Source organism: Bradyrhizobium sp. SZCCHNR2028 (assembly GCF_032380995.1).
GTDB lineage: Bacteria > Pseudomonadota > Alphaproteobacteria > Rhizobiales > Xanthobacteraceae > Bradyrhizobium.
The window spans coordinates 164577-181161 of sequence record NZ_JAUHJF010000006.1 but is presented as its reverse complement, the minus strand read 5'-3'; the positions used below and the strand labels follow the sequence as shown (position 1 = coordinate 181161).

The window sequence follows — 16585 nt, the reverse complement described above, 5'->3', positions numbered from 1 at the left end:
TGCAGAGAGGTTGAACGAGAATGCCGATAGGTGAGTTTGGCGGTGCACCGCCCCTGGCGTCGGAAGGCAGTCCGGTCCTGACGACGCCGATGTACTGGATGTACGAAATGGCGCACGCCTCGCTCAATCCGGCGCGCGCTGTCACCGACGCCACCAAGATCCTGTTTCAGAACCCGCTCAATCCCTGGGCCCACACCCAGATGGGCAAATCGGTCGCGGCGGCCTGCGAGCTGTTCGAGCGCACCACGCGCCGCTACGGCAAGCCCGAATGGGGCCTCGACGAGACCGAGGTCAACGGCATCCGGACCCCCGTCGAGGTCCGCTCGATCTGGGAAAAGCCGTTCTGCCGGCTGCTCTATTTCGACCGCAAGCTGACCCGCCCGCTGCGCAGCCCCCAGCCCCGGCTGCTGATCGTGGCGCCGATGTCCGGCCATTACGCGACCCTGTTGCGCGGCACGGTGGAAGCGTTCCTGCCGACCCACGAGGTCTACATCACCGACTGGTCTGACGCGCGGATGGTCCCGCTGGCCGAAGGCCGCTTCGATCTCGACGACTACATCGACTATGTCATCGAGATGCTGCGCTTCCTCGGCACCAACATGCACGTCATGGCGGTGTGCCAGCCGGCGGTGCCGGTGCTGGCGGCGGTGTCTGTCATGGAGGCCGAGCGCGATCCGTTCGCACCGATCTCGATGACCCTGATGGGCGGCCCGATCGACACCAGGCGCAACCCGACCGGCGTGAACAATCTCGCCCAGGAGCGCGGCATCGACTGGTTCCGCAACCACGTCATCACCAAGGTGCCGTTCCCGCATCCAGGCGTCATGCGCGACGTCTATCCGGGCTTCCTGCAGTTGAACGGCTTCATCAGCATGAACCTCGACCGCCATGTCGACGCCCACAAGGCGCTGTTCGCCAACCTCGTGAAGGGTGACGGTGACCAGGTCGACAAGCACCGCGACTTCTACGACGAGTATCTCGCGGTCATGGACCTGGCTGCGGAATATTATTTGCAGACGGTGGAGACCGTGTTCGTCAAACATGCGCTGCCGAAGGGCGAGATGACCCATCGCGGCACCCTGGTCGATCCGTCGAAGGTCACGCGCGTGGCCTTGATGACAGTCGAAGGTGAGAAGGACGACATCTCCGGTCTTGGTCAGACCGAAGCGACGCACGGACTCTGCTCGTCGATCCCGGATCACCGCCGGGTTCACTACGTGCAACCGGGTGTCGGTCATTACGGCGTGTTCAACGGCTCGCGATTCAAGTCGGAGATCGTGCCGCGCATCAACGATTTCATGCTGTCGGCAGCCGATCCGAAGTCGCTGCTCGCCATTGCGGCTGAATGAGTGAAGACGATGGTCACCGCGCATCCGAATCCGGATGCGGGGTAACCCTTTGAAGGGACGCCAGAAACCGGAACTCAGGAGTGACTCAAGCAGTGAATGTGGCGTCGCTTCTTGAGCGGTGCTTTTGAATCTGAATTCATGTTTTCGGGGGCGCGCGAGGCCCAACCGCTAGGGTGCGGAACCTTCCGAACCCCTGTATGTTGGGCAAATGATTTGTTTTTGCGCCGAGCGCTTTCCCTGGCGGTGGATATGGCAAAATCCGGGCGAGTTCTTCCCTCCCGGACTGACAGAAATGGCCACTCGCGCGCTACTTTATCGGCGGCCCGCCGAACCTTCGCGTCTTCTCGTCAAGCATGGCTCGCAAATCTACTCGATTAGATTGCGGCGTCACCGTCGTGCGCGACGTTATACCCTGAGAATTCATCCGTCGGATCGCGAAGCGATCCTCACGATGCCTCCGCGCGGCACGATCATCGAAGCGAAAGACTTCGCGCAGCGTCACGGCGCGTGGATCGCGGCGCGTCTTGGCCGTCTGCCGAAGGCGGCGCCGTTCCTGCCGGGCACGTTGGTGCCGTTGCGCGGCGTGCCGCACAAGATCGTGCATCGCGCCGGCGAGCGCGGCACGGTGTGGACCGAGACGCGAGACAGTGGCGAGAAGATCCTGTGCGTGGCCGGCGGGATCGAGCACACCGAACGCCGGGTGCTCGACTTCCTGAAGCGCGAGGCGCGCCGTGACCTGCAGAAGGCCGCCGACGCCTATGCCGAGCAGCTCGGCGTCAAGGTTAAGCGGCTGTCGATCCGCGACCAGTCGAGCCGCTGGGGCTCATGCACCTCGGCCGGCTCGCTGTCGTTCTCGTGGCGCCTGATCCTGGCGCCGCCCTTCGTGCTCGATTATCTCGCCGCGCACGAGGTCGCTCATCTGATCGAGATGAACCACTCGCCGCGGTTCTGGAAGGTGTGTGGCAGGATCTGCTCCTCGGTCGAGCGCGCCAAGAAGTGGCTCGACACCTGCGGCAACGATCTGCATCGCTATGGCATCGACGACTGAGGTCTCGACGATAGAGCATCTCGACGATGCGAGTCCCAATGGCCCGGCCTTCTGGTCCGGGCCATTTCTTTGTCGGGTTCCAATCTGCATCGATGAACTCAGAACCCGCGTGCGGACTATCGAATTCTTAAGCCTTCTCGCCTGCAGTCGGAGGATATTGCCCAATTCGGCGGCGCCTTAACGCGGCCGTAACGCTGCGCTCGCCAGATTTACCGCGATCAACCCCAAGGTGACGTCCCAGCGAGCTGCCGGGTCGTTCGCTGCAACCAAAGCGCCGATCGTTTCTCTCGAAACGTGCAGCGCGCCTCGAATCGAACGATGCCTGCAAGCGAGTTCCCACCGGCCGCATCCACACAATTGCTCTCGGCCGCGCTCGACGGTGCCTCCGAGGCGATCCTGTTTCTCGACGCGCAGGGCCATGTCCAGCACGCCAACCAGGCGGCGTCGGTGCTGCTGCGGCGTGAGCCGGCCGCTCTGATCGGCGCCGACCTCGAAAGCCTGGGTCTGCCCGCGGATCTGATCCCGGCGCCCCCCTGCGACGAGACGACCGACGCGCAGCAGGAGGCGGACCAGTCCGAAGCCCGCGAAATGACGATGCGCCATGCCGATGGCGGGCGGACCCGCCTCCGCCTGTCGCTGTGCGCTCTGCCGCCGGGCCGTGACGACGAGCCGGTCCGTTCGCTGCTGTTCATTCGTGACGTGACCACCGAAGTCGACATGCGCGAGCGCAATGCGCTGCTGACGTCGGTCGCCGACCGGACCAACCGGGCCGTCATCGTCACCGATCGCGAGCTCAACGTCCTCTATACCAACGCCGCCTTTGCTGGCCTGTTCGGCTACACGCCTGAACAGGCGATCGGGCGCCGCGCCGAGGAACTGCTGATCGGCCCCTGCACTGATCCCGCCATCGTCGACCGGCTGAGGCAATGCCTCGAGGACGATCGCGGCATCGAGGAGGACGTGCTGGTCTACGACAAGGACGGCCGCGAGATCTGGACGACCGCCTATGTCAAGGCGCACCGGACCAAGCGAGGCAAGGTCAGATATCTGTTCGGGCTGCTCACGGACATCCGGGAGACCAAGCAGTTGCGCTCACTGCAGCAGCTGATCATGGCGTCGCTGGCGTCCGACGTTTCGATCACGACCATCGCCGATCAGCTGTGCCGCCGGGTCGAAGAGCTCGCCCCGGACGTCGTCTGCTCGATCCTGCACGTCGATTCCGATGGCCGCATGCATCCGCTCGGCGGCCCCAGCCTTCCGCCCGCTTATTCGGCCAGCCTCGACGGCGTCGCGATCGGGCCGGACGTCGGCTCCTGCGGCACCGCCGCCCATCTCTGCGAGCCGGTGCTGTCGCACGACATCGACAATGATCCGCGCTGGCAACCCTACAAGGCCGGCCCGCTCGCCGCCGGCCTGCGCGCCTGCTGGTCGTCGCCCATCAAGGGCAAGGACGGCCGCGTCATCGGCACCTTTGCCTTCTACTTCCGTGACTGCCGCGGCCCCAGCCCCTGGCACGAGCAGATCGTGGCCGCCTGCGTCCAGCTCGGTGCGCTCGCCATCGAGCGCCAGGAGGTCCGCTCGACGATCTCACAGGTCGCCTATCATGACATGCTGACGGGCCTGCCCAACCGCGCCCGCATCCCGTCGCTGATCGCCGAAGCCATCAAGGCCTGTCCGGAAGGCGGACACGTCGCTGTCGCCTTCCTGGACGCCGACAATTTCAAGGACGTCAACGACACGCTGGGCCATGCCGCCGGCGACGAGTTCCTGGTCGGCTTCGCCAACCGCCTGCGAGCGCAGATCCGCAACGGCGACATGCTGGGCCGTCTCGGCGGCGACGAGTTCGTGATCGTGCTGCAGAACCGCGATGCCCTGGAAGCCTCGCTCGCGGCGGCGCGCATCACCGCCGCGCTGGCGATGCCGCTGACGATCGGCAAGCGCCAGGTGCCGATGTCGGCGAGCATGGGGCTCAGCCTCTATCCTGATAATGCCAAGGACATCGAGACCCTGATCAAGCAGGCCGACGCGGCGATGTACAAGGCCAAGCGCGGCGGCCGGGCGACCTACCGCTTCTTCAGCGCCGACATCGACAAGCTCGCCGAAGAACGGCTGATGCATTCGACAGCGCTGCGCGAGGCGATCGCCAGCGAGGCCCTGACGTTGCACTATCAGCCGCAGATCCGCACCCGCGACGGCGCGATCCACGGCGTGGAAGCGCTGGCGCGCTGGCACGATCCGGTGCTCGGCGAGGTCTCGCCCGCCAAGTTCATTCCGCTTGCCGAGGAATGCGGCCTGATCGAGCAGATCGGCGTGTGGTCGATCAAGCTGGCCTGCCAGCAGATGGCGTCGTGGCGGCGTGCCGGTCTCGACATCCCCTGCATCTCGGTGAACCTGTCGCCGATCAACTTCCAGAACGTCAATCTGGCGGCGATGGTGGCGCAGATCCTGGCCGCCAACGATCTGCCGGCGAAGATGCTGATGCTGGAGATCACCGAGGGCGTGATCCTCAACGAGCGCGCCACCGTGATCGCGACCATGAACGAGCTGCGCAACATGGGCGTCGGCCTGTCGCTGGACGATTTCGGCACCGGCTATTCGAGCCTCAGCAGGCTGGCGCAGCTACCGATCGACGAGTTGAAGATCGATCGCAGCTTCATGCGCGATTTCGAGAACGACAGCGGCACGCGGGCGATCGTGACCGCGGTCGTGCGCGTCGGCCAGAGCCTCGACGTGGCCGTGGTCGCCGAAGGTGTCGAGACGGAGCCGCAGCGCAAGCTACTGGCCGAGCTCGGCTGCGATGCGATGCAGGGCTTCCTGTTCGCGCGGCCGATGGCCGCCAGCGCCTTCAGCCGCTGGCTGCTGGACTACAGCGCTCATCGCGCGAGCCTGATGCTGCGGCTCGTCGGACGCGCGCTGGCGCAGGCCTCCGGTGATGCGAAAGGCGAGGGTGCTGCGAAAAGCGAGCCGTCATCGCGGCCCGTTGCGGCCGCCGCGGGCTGATCAGGCCGGACTCACTGTCTTCCCCTGACGAGCATCGCTCGTTGTGTCGCAACACGCAGCGCATTTGCGCTTCCGTCGTCATTCCGGGGCAATCGTCAACGCGCGTCCGCGCGTTGGCGATTGAACCCGGAATCCCGAGCTTGTTGAAAACGAATGCCAGACAACATCGAGATTCCGGGTTCCAGGCCTGCGGCCTTGCCCCGGAATGACGGTGGTCGTGGTGCAATCAGATCAGCGCCGGCCGCCGAACAACCGGTCCACCAGCCAGCCGTCGAGCCCGGCCGCGGGCTCCGGACGAACATTGCTGCGGCTCGGGCTCGGCGCCGCCGAGCGCGCCGAGTAGGCTGCATTGGGTGCGGGGGCCGACGGTGCTGAAATCTGCGAGGCGATCTGCGCCAGCGTCGGCACAAGGCCCGAGCCCTGCGCGTTCGGCAGCGCCGCCACCGGCACGCCCTGATGCGCCGCGCGCATGAAGCGGGTCCAGACCTCGACGGGTAGGCCGCCGCCGGTCGCCTTCCTGGTCGGCGAGTTGTCGTCATTGCCGAGCCAGACGCCGGTGACGAGGCGCGCGGTGTAGCCGATGAACCAGGCGTCGCGGAAATCCTGGCTGGTGCCGGTCTTGCCGGCGGCGATCCAGCCCGGGATCTCCGCCTTCTTCGCGGTGCCGGAGATCAGCGTCTCCTGCATCATCTGGTTCATCATCGCCGCGTTGCGCGGCTCGATCACCTGCACCGGCTGCTCGGCCTGGCGCATGTAGAGCAGTTTGCCGTCGAGCGTCCTGATCCGCGTCACCACATGCGGCGAGACGCTGACCCCGCCATTGGAGAACGGCGCGTAGGCGCCGACCAGCTCGATCATCGACACCTCGGAGGTGCCGAGCGCGATCGACGGGTTGGGATCGAGCTTGGAGGCGATGCCCAGGCGGTGTGCGGTCCGCACCACGTTCTTCGGTCCGACCTCGAGACCGACACGCACCGCGACCGTGTTGAGCGACATCGCCAGCGCCTGGGTCAGCGTCACCGGGCCGAAATATTCGCGGGTGTAGTTCTCCGGCTTCCAGCCCTTCAGGTCGAGCGGCGCGTCCTGGCGCACCGTGTCCGGCGTCAGGCCCTGCTCGATGGCGGTGAGATAGACGAACGGCTTGAACGCCGAGCCGGGCTGGCGCTTGGCGGTCACGGCGCGGTTGAACTGGCTGTCCGCGTAGTTGCGGCCGCCGACCATCGCACGCACGGCCCCATCCGGCGTCATCGCCACCAGCGCGCCCTGGCTGACGTTGAATTTCACGCTCTTGGCCGCGAGCTCGTCGATGATGGCGGCCTCGGCGACGGATTGCAGCTTCGGATCGATCGTGGTCTCCACGACGATCGACTCCTCGACCTGGCCGACGAGGTCGTCGAGCACCTCGCCGATCCAGTCGGCGACGTAGTTCACGGTGCCGGCGCCGGCCGGCTTCACCGCCACGGAAGGATGCGCGATCTGGGCCTGCGCCTGGGCGTCGGTGATGAACTTGGCCTCGGCCATCGCCGCAAGCACGGTCTGCGCGCGCTTGGCCGCGCCCTCCGGGTTGCGGTTCGGCGCCAGCCGCGACGGCGACTTGACGAGACCTGCGAGCATCGCGGCCTCGCCGATCGTCACCTGCCGCGCGGACTTGCCGAAATAGCGCTGCGCCGCCGCCTCGACGCCATAGGCGCCGGAGCCGAAATAGACCCGGTTCAGATAGAGCTCGAGGATCTCGCGCTTGGAATATTTGCGCTCCAGCCACAGCGCCAGCTCGGCCTCCTGCAGCTTGCGCGCCAGCGTGCGCTCCTGGGTCAGGAACAGGTTCTTGGCGAGCTGCTGCGTCAGGGTCGAGCCGCCCTGTGATACGCCGCGATGCAGGATGTTGGCGACGACAGCGCGGGCGATGCCGATCGGGTCGATGCCGAAATGCTGGTAGAAGCGGCGGTCCTCGATGGCGATGAAGGCCTTCGGCAGATAGGGCGGCAGATCCTTCAGCGCGACATTGGCGCCGGCCATCTCGCCGCGCTGCGCCAGCATGGTGCCGTCATAGCCCACGATCTCGATCGTCGGCGGCCGCTTCGGGATCTCCAGCGACTGGATCGGCGGCAGATGCGCGCCGGCCCAGATCACGATGCCGACCAGCGCGATCACGCCCCACAGGCCGCCGACCAGCGCCCAGTAGAACATGCGCCCGATCGACAATCCCCAGCGCGACCTGCCGCGGCTCGGCTTTGGTTTCGGTGTTGAGGTCTTCGGCTCGCGCGCCGGTACATCGTCCTCGTCGTCGGGCTCGACCGGCCTTTTCTTCGCAGCGGACTTCTTGGGCGCGTTGTTGCCGGAGGGGATGCGATCCTTGGGGTCGAGGCGCAGATCGGCCATCGCGGCCGCAAGACCGAATCGCGGCTCCTTGCGTCCGCCGCTCTGTTTCCGTCCCCGCGCCATACGCAACCCGAGCCCGCGACCCCGCCGTCCGACCACGGTAATGTCCGGAGTTTAAGGGGCAGTTAGGAAGAGCTTAACGCGCGATTAGGAGTTTCGCGCCGCTAACGCCGCGTTATGGTTAAGCGAAGGTCAACAACAATCAGGCGAGGGAATTCATGGGCCATATCGATCCCACCAAGGAGGTGTTCGCGCAGTTCCGGGAGAATGACCGCCCGGGTCCGATCCACATGCTGAACCTGGTGCGGCTGCGCAAGGAGGCGGCCTATCCCGATGGACGCAAGGTTAGCGGCGCGCAAGCCTATGCCGCCTATGGCCGCGAAAGCGGCCCGGTGTTCGAGCGCCTCGGCGGCCGCGTCGTCTGGCAGGGTCGCTTCGAGCTGATGCTGATCGGTCCGCAGGAGGAATACTGGGATCACTGCTTCATCGCCGAATATCCGAGCGTGCAAGCCTTCGTCGCGATGATCCGCGATCCCGTCTATCGCGAGGCAGTGAAGCACCGCCAGGCTGCGGTCGAAGACTCGCGCCTGATCCGCCACGCCGTGCTGCCGGTGGGCAAGAACTTTGGCGAGGTGCCGGCGGGGTAAGTCTGACTACACCCGCAAGATTGGTAGTCGGCAGTCGACAAGCAAAAGGTACGTTCCCTCCCTCCTTGTGGGGGAGGGAGCGCGGCAGTGGGCTGGGTGAGAGCGAGTCCTGATCGAGAAGCGCCCAGGCGCGGCGCTCTGCTCGAAGACATCCGCGTTCTCAGCCTCCGTTGCCGCTTGCATGATACATAAGTTTATGCTTATGTGTTGGCATGATCGAGAGTGACATCTTCAGGGCCCTGGCTGATCCGACGCGATACGCGATCTTCGAGAAGCTGGCGAACGGCAGCATGAATGCCAGCGCGCTTCGCGAGGGTCTGACGATCAGCCAGCCGGCGATGTCCCAGCACCTCGCGGTTCTCAGAAGCGCGGGATTGGTGAGGGAAGAACGGCAGGGTCGCTTCGTCAACTATGAGGTCGATCCGGAGGGCCTGGCGCAGATCGCGCGCTGGCTGGCGAAGTACCGCGCCTACTGGCCGTCGCGGGTCGATGCGTTGAAGGCCGTGCTGAAGGACATGGACCAATGACCGATATCAAGGCTGACCGGCAGAGCGACGATCTGGTGCTCGACTATGAACTCGACGCTCCGCCGGAGAAGGTGTGGCGGGCGATCAGCATTCCCGCGCTGCGCGAGAACTGGCTGCCTTCAGGAGAATTGGCCGATGCCGCGCCGGTCTCCTCGACGCCCGGCGAAGAAGTTCGCTACCGGATGCGCGACGACGAGCCGCCGTACCTCGAGAGCATCGTGACGTTCCAGGTCATGCCCAATGCCGCAGGCGGGACCAGGCTGAGAATCATTCACGGACTGGTCGTCACGAAGCTGATGCGGCGGACGCCGCCGGCGGCGAACAGCAACCGGCGCAGCCTGATGCGCGCGGCTTGACGCTCTAGTTCACTAACAACCCACTGAAACCGGGAGCTCGCGCATGCGCGACACGATGCAACTCGTCCCTATGGTCATAGAGCAGTCCAGTCGGGGCGAACGATCCTTCGACATCTATTCGCGGCTGCTCCGTGAGCGGATCGTCTTCCTCAACGGCGAGGTCAACGACACGGTGTCCGCCCTGGTCTGCGCGCAACTGCTGTTTCTCGAGGCGGAAAACCCAAAGCGGCCGATCCATCTCTACATCAATTCACCCGGCGGCGTGATCACCAGCGGCCTCGCGATGTATGACACGATGCAATTCGTCAAAGCACCGGTACACACGCTCTGCATGGGAACGGCGCGATCGATGGGCTCGTTTCTTCTGATGGCGGGAGAGCCCGGCGAGCGGACGGCGCTGCCCAATGCGAGTCTTCACGTCCATCAGCCGCTCGGCGGCTTTCAGGGCCAGGCGTCCGACATCCTGATTCACGCCAAGGAGATGGAGCAGACCAAGCGCCGCATGATCAGGCTCTACGCCAAGCATTGCGGACGTACGTATGAAGACGTCGAGCGCACCCTGGATCGCGATCACTTCATGACCGCGGACGAAGCCTTACAGTGGGGCTTGATCGACCGGGTCGTCAAGCAACGAGACCAGGGTGAGGTCATCAACGACTGACACTTCCTCGACGCGACGGCGGATCCTACCGCAACAGCCGTTGTCACCCGCGATGCGGTCGAATGGCCGTCGGCGAGCGCACGCAGCGGCGAACGGGCGCAACCCGTGCCGCAATGCAGAACGGGGCCGCGCTATCCCGCAGCCCCGTCCCATCGATGTTGACCGCGTCATTCCGGGGCGATGCGCAGCATCGAATCCGGAATCTCGAGGGTCCGGGCTCGTCGCTATCGCACGCCCTGGAACGACGTCGAGTGCAGCTAGCCCGCCGCGCCCTTGTCCTCCAGGATCGGGCCGAACAGCTCCCAGCGCTCACCGTTGAACTTCATCATCTGTAGTTGCTTGTTGACGCGATAGTCGGTCGGCGAGGTGTTGATCTTCATGCCCGGCAGCGACAGGTCGCCGACGACGTCCTTCAGCGACGCCGCCTGCTTCATGACGTTCTCGCGCGTCAGGTTGTCGCCGCACATCTGCAGCACCGTCACCAGGAGCTGTGCGTTCCCGTAGCCATAGACGTTGAAATTGGAGTTCTTGTCGCCCTCCGGATAATACTTGGCCATGAAATCCAGATAGCGCTTCATGCCCGGATCGTCCTTCCAGGTCGGATCGAGCGGGTCCTTGCCGTAATTGACCGAGATCACGCCCTTGGAGGCTTCGAGGCCGGCCGGTTGCATCACTGCGCCGACAGAGGTGGCATTGATATCGACGATGTGGACGGGGTGCCAGTCGAGCTCATGCAGCTTCTTGATGGCCTGAGCGGCCTGCTTCGGCGTCGCGGCGGAGAACAGCAGGTCGGCGCCGGCCGCCTTGATCTTGAGGATCTGCGAGTCGATGGTCGGATCGGACACCTCGTAGGAGGCATCGGCGACGATCATGGTCGATGCCTTGTCACCCAGGCCGGCCTTGATCCCGTTCAGATAGTCCTTGCCGAGATCATCGTTCTGATAGAGCACGCCGATCTTGGCGTTGGGATGCTCCTTCAGAATGTACTGGCCGTAGATGCGGCCCTCAGTGAAGTAGTTGGGATTGTACCCCATGGTCCAGGGGAAGTTCTTGGGGTCGGTGAACTTGGTGGCGCCGGTGGCGGCGAACAGCTGCGGCACCTTCTTCGCGTTGAGGTATTTCTGGACCGCGGCGTTCGACGGCGTGCCGATGATCTGGAAGGTCAGCAGCACCTCGTCGTCCTCGACCAGCTTGCGGACCTGCTCGACCGCCTTGGGCGGCGAATAGGCGTCGTCATACTGGATCAGCTTGATCTTGCGGCCATTGATGCCGCCCTGCTCGTTGATCATGTTGAAGTAGGCAGCCTGGGTCTTGCCGATCGAGGCATAGGCCGAGGCGGGACCCGAGAACGGCACCGTCTGGCCGACCTTGATCTCGGTATCGGAGGCGCCGGGATCATACTTCTTCTGGGCCGAGGCTGACGTGACGGAGAGGGTGACGGCCAAAGCGGCCGCGCCTGCAAGACGGAAATATCCCTGTCGCATGGGGTCTGCATTCCTCCTGAATGTTGTTGTGCGGCTGGTCTGCCCGGACGGGCGCCATCGCTACAGGCAGTGTGGAGGAACGGCTTGGCGGACGCAAGGCGAGCCGCCACCGGGACTGCGGCGGTTCCGCGGGGCGAGAGCTTAGGATGCAAGCTCGATGATCGTGACTTCGCACCATTGCGAGCCAAGCTGCCCCCTGACATTCAGTGTCGTCCCGGCCAAGCCCTGGCGTCGCGCAGCGACGTCAGGGCGCAGAGCCGGGATCCATAACCACAGGCCGCCCTGTGGCGAAGACTCGGAGTTGCGATCCTGCCTCGAACGTCGCCCGGGACGACATCTGTGGTCGCTGCTTCAAAACGGCTTCGCCATTTTGCGCGCGAATGTCCCGGAATGACGTCCTCATGGGCACCGACATCGTCCGCAGGCGTCTCGAAGGACGGCCGCGGACTCGGTGCTGATCAAGCCGCCAGCCAGACGAGCACCAGGCCGACTGCCGCCGGCACGCTCTGGATGAACAGGATCTTGCGGCTCGCCGTGGCGGCGCCATAGAGGCCCGCGACGAGCACGCAGAGCAGAAAGAACACCTTGATCTGAAAAGCGAACGCCGGCGCCGGCTGCGCGAGGCCCCAGAGCAGGCCGGCGGCGAGGAAGCCGTTGTAGAGGCCCTGATTGGCGCCGAGCACCTTGGTCTGCTCCGCGCGCTCCGGCGTGTTGTTGAACGCCCTCAAGCCGGCCGGCTTGGTCCAGAGAAACATCTCGAGCACGAGAATGTAGACGTGAAGCAGGCCGATCAGTCCGACGACGATGTCTGCAATCAATGCCATGGTTCGGCTCCCCCAAGCCTGCCGGGACCGGCGCCGGTGCCGGTCCCCTCGTTCAAATCGGCTCCGAGCGGCTCAATGCCGCGCAATGGTCTCTCATGCCGCCGGTTGGGCGGCCGCGTCGTCGTTCGCCAACAAATGCAGCAGCGCGCTCTTGATCGCCGCCTGCCGGGTCGGCGCGTTGATCTGCGCCCCCAGCAAATCGGTCACGTAGAATACGTCGCGCGCGCGCTCGCCGAAGGTGGCGACATGGGCCGAGGCGATGTTGAGGTTCAGCTTCGAGATCGCCGTCGTCAGCTCGTAGAGCAGGCCGGGGCGGTCGAGGCCGGAGACCTCGATGACGGTGTAGAGCTCCGACCATTGATTGTTGATGGTCACTTCCGGCTCGACCGAGAACGCCTTGTGCTGCTTGCCGCGCGTCGTCCGCCGCGCCACGGCGTCCGGCAGCCGCAGCTTGCCCTCCAGCACCTGCTCGATGGTCTCGCCGATCCGGGTCGCACGCCGGCCCTCGTCCTCGTCGCGCTCATACTCGCGGGAGATCGCGATGGTATCGAGCGCGCGCCCGTCGGTCGTGGTGTAGATCTGGGCATCGACGATGTTGGCCCCGGCGGAGGCGCAGGCGCCGGCGATGATCGACAGCAGCCAGGGATGGTCCATCGCGAAGATCGTCAGTTCGGTCACGCCGCGCGCCGGATCGAAGCCGACATTGATCGCGAGCTTGTGGCCGGCATCCTCGCTCGATCGCACGAAGCGGGCATGGCGGATCTTGCGCGGCAGCTCGACCTTGAGCCAGTAGGCCGGATAATGCCGGCCGATATAGGTGTTGAGCTCGTCCTCGGGCCAGTCGGTGAAGGCGTTACGGAATTCGGCCTGCGCCGCGGTGATGCGCTTGGCGCGGTTGACCTCGGAGAAGCCGCCGGTCAGCACCGGCTCGGTCTCGTAGTAGAGCGTGCGCAGCAGTTGCGCCTTCCAGCCGTTCCAGACGCCGGGGCCGACGCCGCGGATGTCGGCGGTGGTCAGGATCGTCAGCAGCTTCATCTGCTCGACGGACTGCACCACGGCGGCGAAATTCTCGATCGTCTTGCGGTCCGACAGGTCGCGCGACTGCGCCACCGTCGACATCGTCAGATGCTCCTCGATCAGCCAGGCGACCAGCTCCGTGTCGGCATTGTTGAAGCCAAGCCGCGGGCACAGCCGGCGCGCGATCTTGGCGCCGGCGATGGAATGGTCCTCGGGCCGTCCCTTGGCGACGTCGTGCAGCAGCACGGTGATGTAGATGACGGCGCGGTGCTCGGGCCTGATCTTGCGCATCAGGTCCGTGGCAAGCACGAACTCGTCGGCACCGCCGCGCTCGATCTCCTGCAGGAAGCCGATGCAGCGGATCAGGTGCTCGTCGACCGTGTAGTGATGGTACATGTTGAACTGCATCATCGACACGATGCGGCCGAAGGCGCGGATGAAGTGGCCGAGCACCCCGGTCTCGTTCATCCGCCGCAGCACGACCTCGGCGTCGTTGGAGGTCAGGATCTCCATGAACAGCCGGTTGGCTTCGGGATCGTCGCGCAGCTCGGTGTTGATCAGGTTCAAGGAGCGCGTGACGGCGCGCATCGCGTCGGGATGGAAGGCGAGGTTGTTCTTCTGCGCCAGCCGGAAGATGCGGATCAGATTGACCGGATCGTGCTTGAAGACGTCGGGCGCGGCGAGGTTGATGCGGTTGTTGTCGACGATGAAGTCGTCACTCTCCGGCACGCGCCGCCAGGTCGAGCCGGTGGTCAGGCGCGAGATCATCCGGCTCAGCACCGGCGCTGGCTTGGCCTGTTGGTCCTCGAGCTTGGCGCACAGGATGGCGGTGAGATTGCCGACCTCCTTGGCGACCAGGAAGTAGTGCTTCATGAAGCGCTCGACATCCTGCATGCCGGGATGGCTGGTGTAGCCGAGCCGCACCGCGATCTCGCGCTGCAGGTCGAATGACAGCCGCTCCTCGGGCCGACCGCTGACGAAGTGCAGGTTGCAGCGCACCGACCACAGGAAATCGGCGCAGCGCCGGAAGGTGCGGTATTCATGCGCGTCGAACACGCCGCGCTCGACCAATTCAGCGGTCTCACGCACGCGATAGACATATTTGGCGATCCAGAACAGCGTATGCAGGTCGCGCAGGCCGCCCTTGCCGTCCTTGACGTTGGGCTCGACGAGATAGCGCGACTGGCCGCCGCGGCGGTGCCGCTCCTCGCGCTCGGCCAGCTTGGCGGCGACGAACTCGGCGGCGGTGCCCTGGACGACCTCGGTGTCGAAGCGCGCGACCAGCTCGTCATAGAGCGGGCGGTCGCCGGCGAGATAGCGCGTCTCCAGGATGGCGGTGCGGATGGTCATGTCGCCGCGCGCCTGGCGGATCGACTCGTCGACCGAGCGGGTCGCATGGCCGACCTTCAGCCCCATGTCCCACAGCGAATACAGGATGGCTTCGGCGACCTGCTCGCCCCAGGCGGTCTGCTTGTAGGGCAGGATGAACAGGAGATCGATGTCGGACTCCGGCGCCATCAGGCCGCGGCCATAGCCGCCGGTGGCGACCACCGCCATGCGCTCGGCGCCGCTCGGCACCTGCGAGCGGTAGAGGTGCTCGGTGGCGGCGGCGTAGAGGATGCGAATGATCTCGTCCTGCACGAAGCAGAGCTGCTCGGCGCAGCGCCGGCCATGGCGGTCCTTCAACAGTTGCGCCTGGGCGGCCGCGCGCGCCTTGACCAGCTCGGCCTTGAGGAATTGCACCACCGCGGCGCGGAACATGTCCTCGCGGCCCGAATGCTGCGCGGCCAACGCGTCGACCGCAACCGCGATGCTGGCGCTGTCGAAATCGGAAAGGCTATCGGGGTGGGAATTGGGGGCGACGCTGTCCATGGATGCAACCGGATATCGAACAAGGCCTGTGCTGTCACGAAACTTCCAATGCAACAATCGATCCATGCTGTCATCGGTGGTCACGGGATGATGATCGTTCTGAATGGTGCCGTCGAAAGGAAAAGCAATTCTCGCGCGCCCCTGGCATAACTCATTGAAACCACAGCAATGTTTCTTGAGGCTTGGAGGGGTGACGATGGGTGGATTGTCGAGGCGCGGATTTGCTGCGGTTGCGGCCGTGGTTCTCCTGGGATGCGGCGCTGCACGCGCGGCCGAGCCGGTGAAGGAGATCCGCTTGGACTGGGCGACCTACAATCCGGTGTCGCTGGTGCTGAAGCAGAAAGGACTTCTGGAGAAGGAGTTCGCCAAGGACGGCATCAGCATCGTCTGGGTGCAGTCGGCCGGCTCCAACAAGGCGCTCGAATTCCTCAACGCCGGCTCGCTCGATTTCGGCTCGACCGCCGGCTCCGCCGCGCTGGTCGCCAGGATCAACGGCAATCCGATCAAGTCGGTCTACGTCTATTCGCGGCCCGAATGGACCGCGCTGGTCACGGCCAAGGATTCCAAGATTGCCTCCGTGGCCGACCTCAAGGGCAAGCGGGTCGCGGTGACCCGTGGCACCGATCCGCACATCTTCTTGGTGCGCGCGCTGTTGTCAGCCGGCCTCACCGACAAGGACATCACGCCGGTATTGCTGCAGCACGCCGACGGCAAGGCGGCGCTGATCCGCGGCGACGTCGACGCCTGGGCCGGACTCGATCCGATGATGGCGCAGGCCGAGGTCGAGGAGGGCGCCAGGCTGTTCTACCGCAAGGCCGACGCCAACACCTGGGGCATCCTCAACGTCCGTGAGCAGTTCCTGAAGGACAATCCCGAGATCGTCCGCCGCGTGCTCGCCACCTACGAGGTCGCACGCAAGGACGCGCTGGCGAATTACGACGACCTGAAGAAGACCTTCATCGCCGTGACCAAGCTGCCGGAGACCGTCGTCGACAAGCAGCTCAAGGAGCGCACCGAGCTGACCCACAGCCGCATCGGCGCGCCCCAGCGCGAGTCGATCTTGGCCGCGGGCCTCGCTTTGCAGCAGGCCGGCGTCGTCGATGCGAAGGTGGATGTGAAGGCGACGCTGGATGCCCTGATCGACGACCAGGTCCCGCTGCCGACGAACTAGAACGCACGAAGCACTGTTGCAGATACAACCAATGCTGCAGACAAAATAACGGTGTCGTCCCGGACAAGCCCGCCAGCGCGGAAGCGCTGGCGGGCGCAGATCCGGGACCCATACTCCGTGAAGGTCGTTGGGAGGCAGGCTGGAGCGGCATCTCGTCTCACCACGGCGGCCGCGGAGTATGGGTCCCGGCTCAAGGCCGGGACGACAGCAAGTTAGGAGCGCCGTCCTCGGCCCCATTACCATCCACCAT

General features: G+C 65.1%; 12 protein-coding genes. 8 read left to right on the top strand and 4 right to left on the bottom strand.

Annotation, left to right across the window (positions count from 1 at the left end):
* Positions 1–20 precede the first annotated feature (20 nt).
* From QX121_RS12835 to QX121_RS12825, 3 genes are all read left to right on the top strand, one after another.
* Positions 21–1349 (top strand): polyhydroxyalkanoate depolymerase, encoded by a 1329-nt coding sequence (locus tag QX121_RS12835; protein ID WP_315735335.1) that lies wholly within the window; start codon positions 21–23, stop codon positions 1347–1349.
* Positions 1350–1557: 208 nt separating this feature from the next.
* Positions 1558–2397 (top strand): SprT family zinc-dependent metalloprotease, encoded by an 840-nt coding sequence (locus QX121_RS12830; protein WP_315735333.1) that lies wholly within the window; start codon positions 1558–1560, stop codon positions 2395–2397.
* 318 nt (positions 2398–2715) lie between these two features.
* Positions 2716–5397 (top strand): EAL domain-containing protein, encoded by a 2682-nt coding sequence (locus QX121_RS12825; protein WP_315812108.1) that lies wholly within the window; start codon positions 2716–2718, stop codon positions 5395–5397.
* A gap of 231 nt (positions 5398–5628) precedes the next feature.
* On the opposite strand, the gene QX121_RS12820 is transcribed toward QX121_RS12825, so the two are convergent.
* Positions 5629–7839, bottom strand: coding sequence for a penicillin-binding protein 1A (locus QX121_RS12820; protein ID WP_315812107.1), 2211 nt, complete (start codon positions 7837–7839; stop codon positions 5629–5631).
* A gap of 155 nt (positions 7840–7994) precedes the next feature.
* On the opposite strand from QX121_RS12820, the gene QX121_RS12815 reads away from it, so the two are divergent.
* From QX121_RS12815 to QX121_RS12800, 4 genes are all read left to right on the top strand, one after another.
* A complete protein-coding gene (locus QX121_RS12815; RefSeq protein WP_315812106.1) occupies positions 7995–8423 on the top strand; it encodes a DUF1330 domain-containing protein in 429 nt (142 codons plus the stop codon).
* A 212-nt stretch (positions 8424–8635) separates the two neighbouring features.
* A complete protein-coding gene (locus QX121_RS12810) occupies positions 8636–8950 on the top strand; it encodes a metalloregulator ArsR/SmtB family transcription factor (protein WP_315715146.1) in 315 nt (104 codons plus the stop codon).
* The gene (locus QX121_RS12805) at positions 8947–9306 is read left to right on the top strand and encodes an SRPBCC domain-containing protein (protein WP_315773169.1); all 360 of its coding nucleotides are present in this window, start codon (positions 8947–8949) and stop codon (positions 9304–9306) included. The genes QX121_RS12810 and QX121_RS12805 overlap by 4 nt, the downstream gene beginning before the upstream one ends.
* Positions 9307–9349: 43 nt before the next feature.
* Entirely contained in the window at positions 9350–9967 is a 618-nt protein-coding gene (locus QX121_RS12800; RefSeq protein ID WP_315812105.1) for an ATP-dependent Clp protease proteolytic subunit, read from the top strand.
* Positions 9968–10224: 257 nt separating this feature from the next.
* Here QX121_RS12800 and QX121_RS12795 read toward each other — a convergent pair whose 3' ends face one another.
* From QX121_RS12795 to QX121_RS12785, 3 genes are all read right to left on the bottom strand, one after another.
* Positions 10225–11451 carry an ABC transporter substrate-binding protein gene (locus QX121_RS12795; protein ID WP_315812104.1) on the bottom strand — a complete coding sequence of 409 codons (1227 nt, stop codon included), beginning with the start codon at positions 11449–11451 and terminating at the stop codon, positions 10225–10227.
* Between the two features lie 458 nt (positions 11452–11909).
* Positions 11910–12275 (bottom strand): DUF1304 domain-containing protein, encoded by a 366-nt coding sequence (locus tag QX121_RS12790; protein ID WP_315812103.1) that lies wholly within the window; start codon positions 12273–12275, stop codon positions 11910–11912.
* A 93-nt stretch (positions 12276–12368) separates the two neighbouring features.
* Positions 12369–15164: a [protein-PII] uridylyltransferase gene (locus QX121_RS12785; protein WP_315812102.1), complete on the bottom strand. Its 2796-nt coding sequence runs from the start codon at positions 15162–15164 to the stop codon at positions 12369–12371.
* Positions 15165–15360: 196 nt separating this feature from the next.
* Here QX121_RS12785 and QX121_RS12780 point away from each other — a divergent pair, with 196 nt between their 5' ends.
* Positions 15361–16335 carry an aliphatic sulfonate ABC transporter substrate-binding protein gene (locus QX121_RS12780; RefSeq protein WP_315751904.1) on the top strand — a complete coding sequence of 325 codons (975 nt, stop codon included), beginning with the start codon at positions 15361–15363 and terminating at the stop codon, positions 16333–16335.
* Positions 16336–16585: the final 250 nt, after the last annotated feature.

Bases quoted from the DNA above. Each gene is read 5' to 3' on its own strand.
- QX121_RS12805 (WP_315773169.1), top strand. From the start codon at position 8,947: ATGACCGATATCAAGGCTGACCGGCAGAGCGACGATCTGGTGCTCGAC.
- QX121_RS12835 (WP_315735335.1), top strand. From the start codon at position 21: ATGCCGATAGGTGAGTTTGGCGGTGCACCGCCCCTGGCGTCGGAAGGC.
- QX121_RS12795 (WP_315812104.1), bottom strand. From the start codon at position 11,451: ATGCGACAGGGATATTTCCGTCTTGCAGGCGCGGCCGCTTTGGCCGTC.
- QX121_RS12790 (WP_315812103.1), bottom strand. From the start codon at position 12,275: ATGGCATTGATTGCAGACATCGTCGTCGGACTGATCGGCCTGCTTCAC.
- QX121_RS12780 (WP_315751904.1), top strand. From the start codon at position 15,361: ATGGGTGGATTGTCGAGGCGCGGATTTGCTGCGGTTGCGGCCGTGGTT.
- QX121_RS12785 (WP_315812102.1), bottom strand. From the start codon at position 15,164: ATGGACAGCGTCGCCCCCAATTCCCACCCCGATAGCCTTTCCGATTTC.
- QX121_RS12825 (WP_315812108.1), top strand. From the start codon at position 2,716: ATGCCTGCAAGCGAGTTCCCACCGGCCGCATCCACACAATTGCTCTCG.
- QX121_RS12810 (WP_315715146.1), top strand. From the start codon at position 8,636: ATGATCGAGAGTGACATCTTCAGGGCCCTGGCTGATCCGACGCGATAC.
- QX121_RS12820 (WP_315812107.1), bottom strand. From the start codon at position 7,839: ATGGCGCGGGGACGGAAACAGAGCGGCGGACGCAAGGAGCCGCGATTC.
- QX121_RS12800 (WP_315812105.1), top strand. From the start codon at position 9,350: ATGCGCGACACGATGCAACTCGTCCCTATGGTCATAGAGCAGTCCAGT.
- QX121_RS12830 (WP_315735333.1), top strand. From the start codon at position 1,558: ATGATTTGTTTTTGCGCCGAGCGCTTTCCCTGGCGGTGGATATGGCAA.
- QX121_RS12815 (WP_315812106.1), top strand. From the start codon at position 7,995: ATGGGCCATATCGATCCCACCAAGGAGGTGTTCGCGCAGTTCCGGGAG.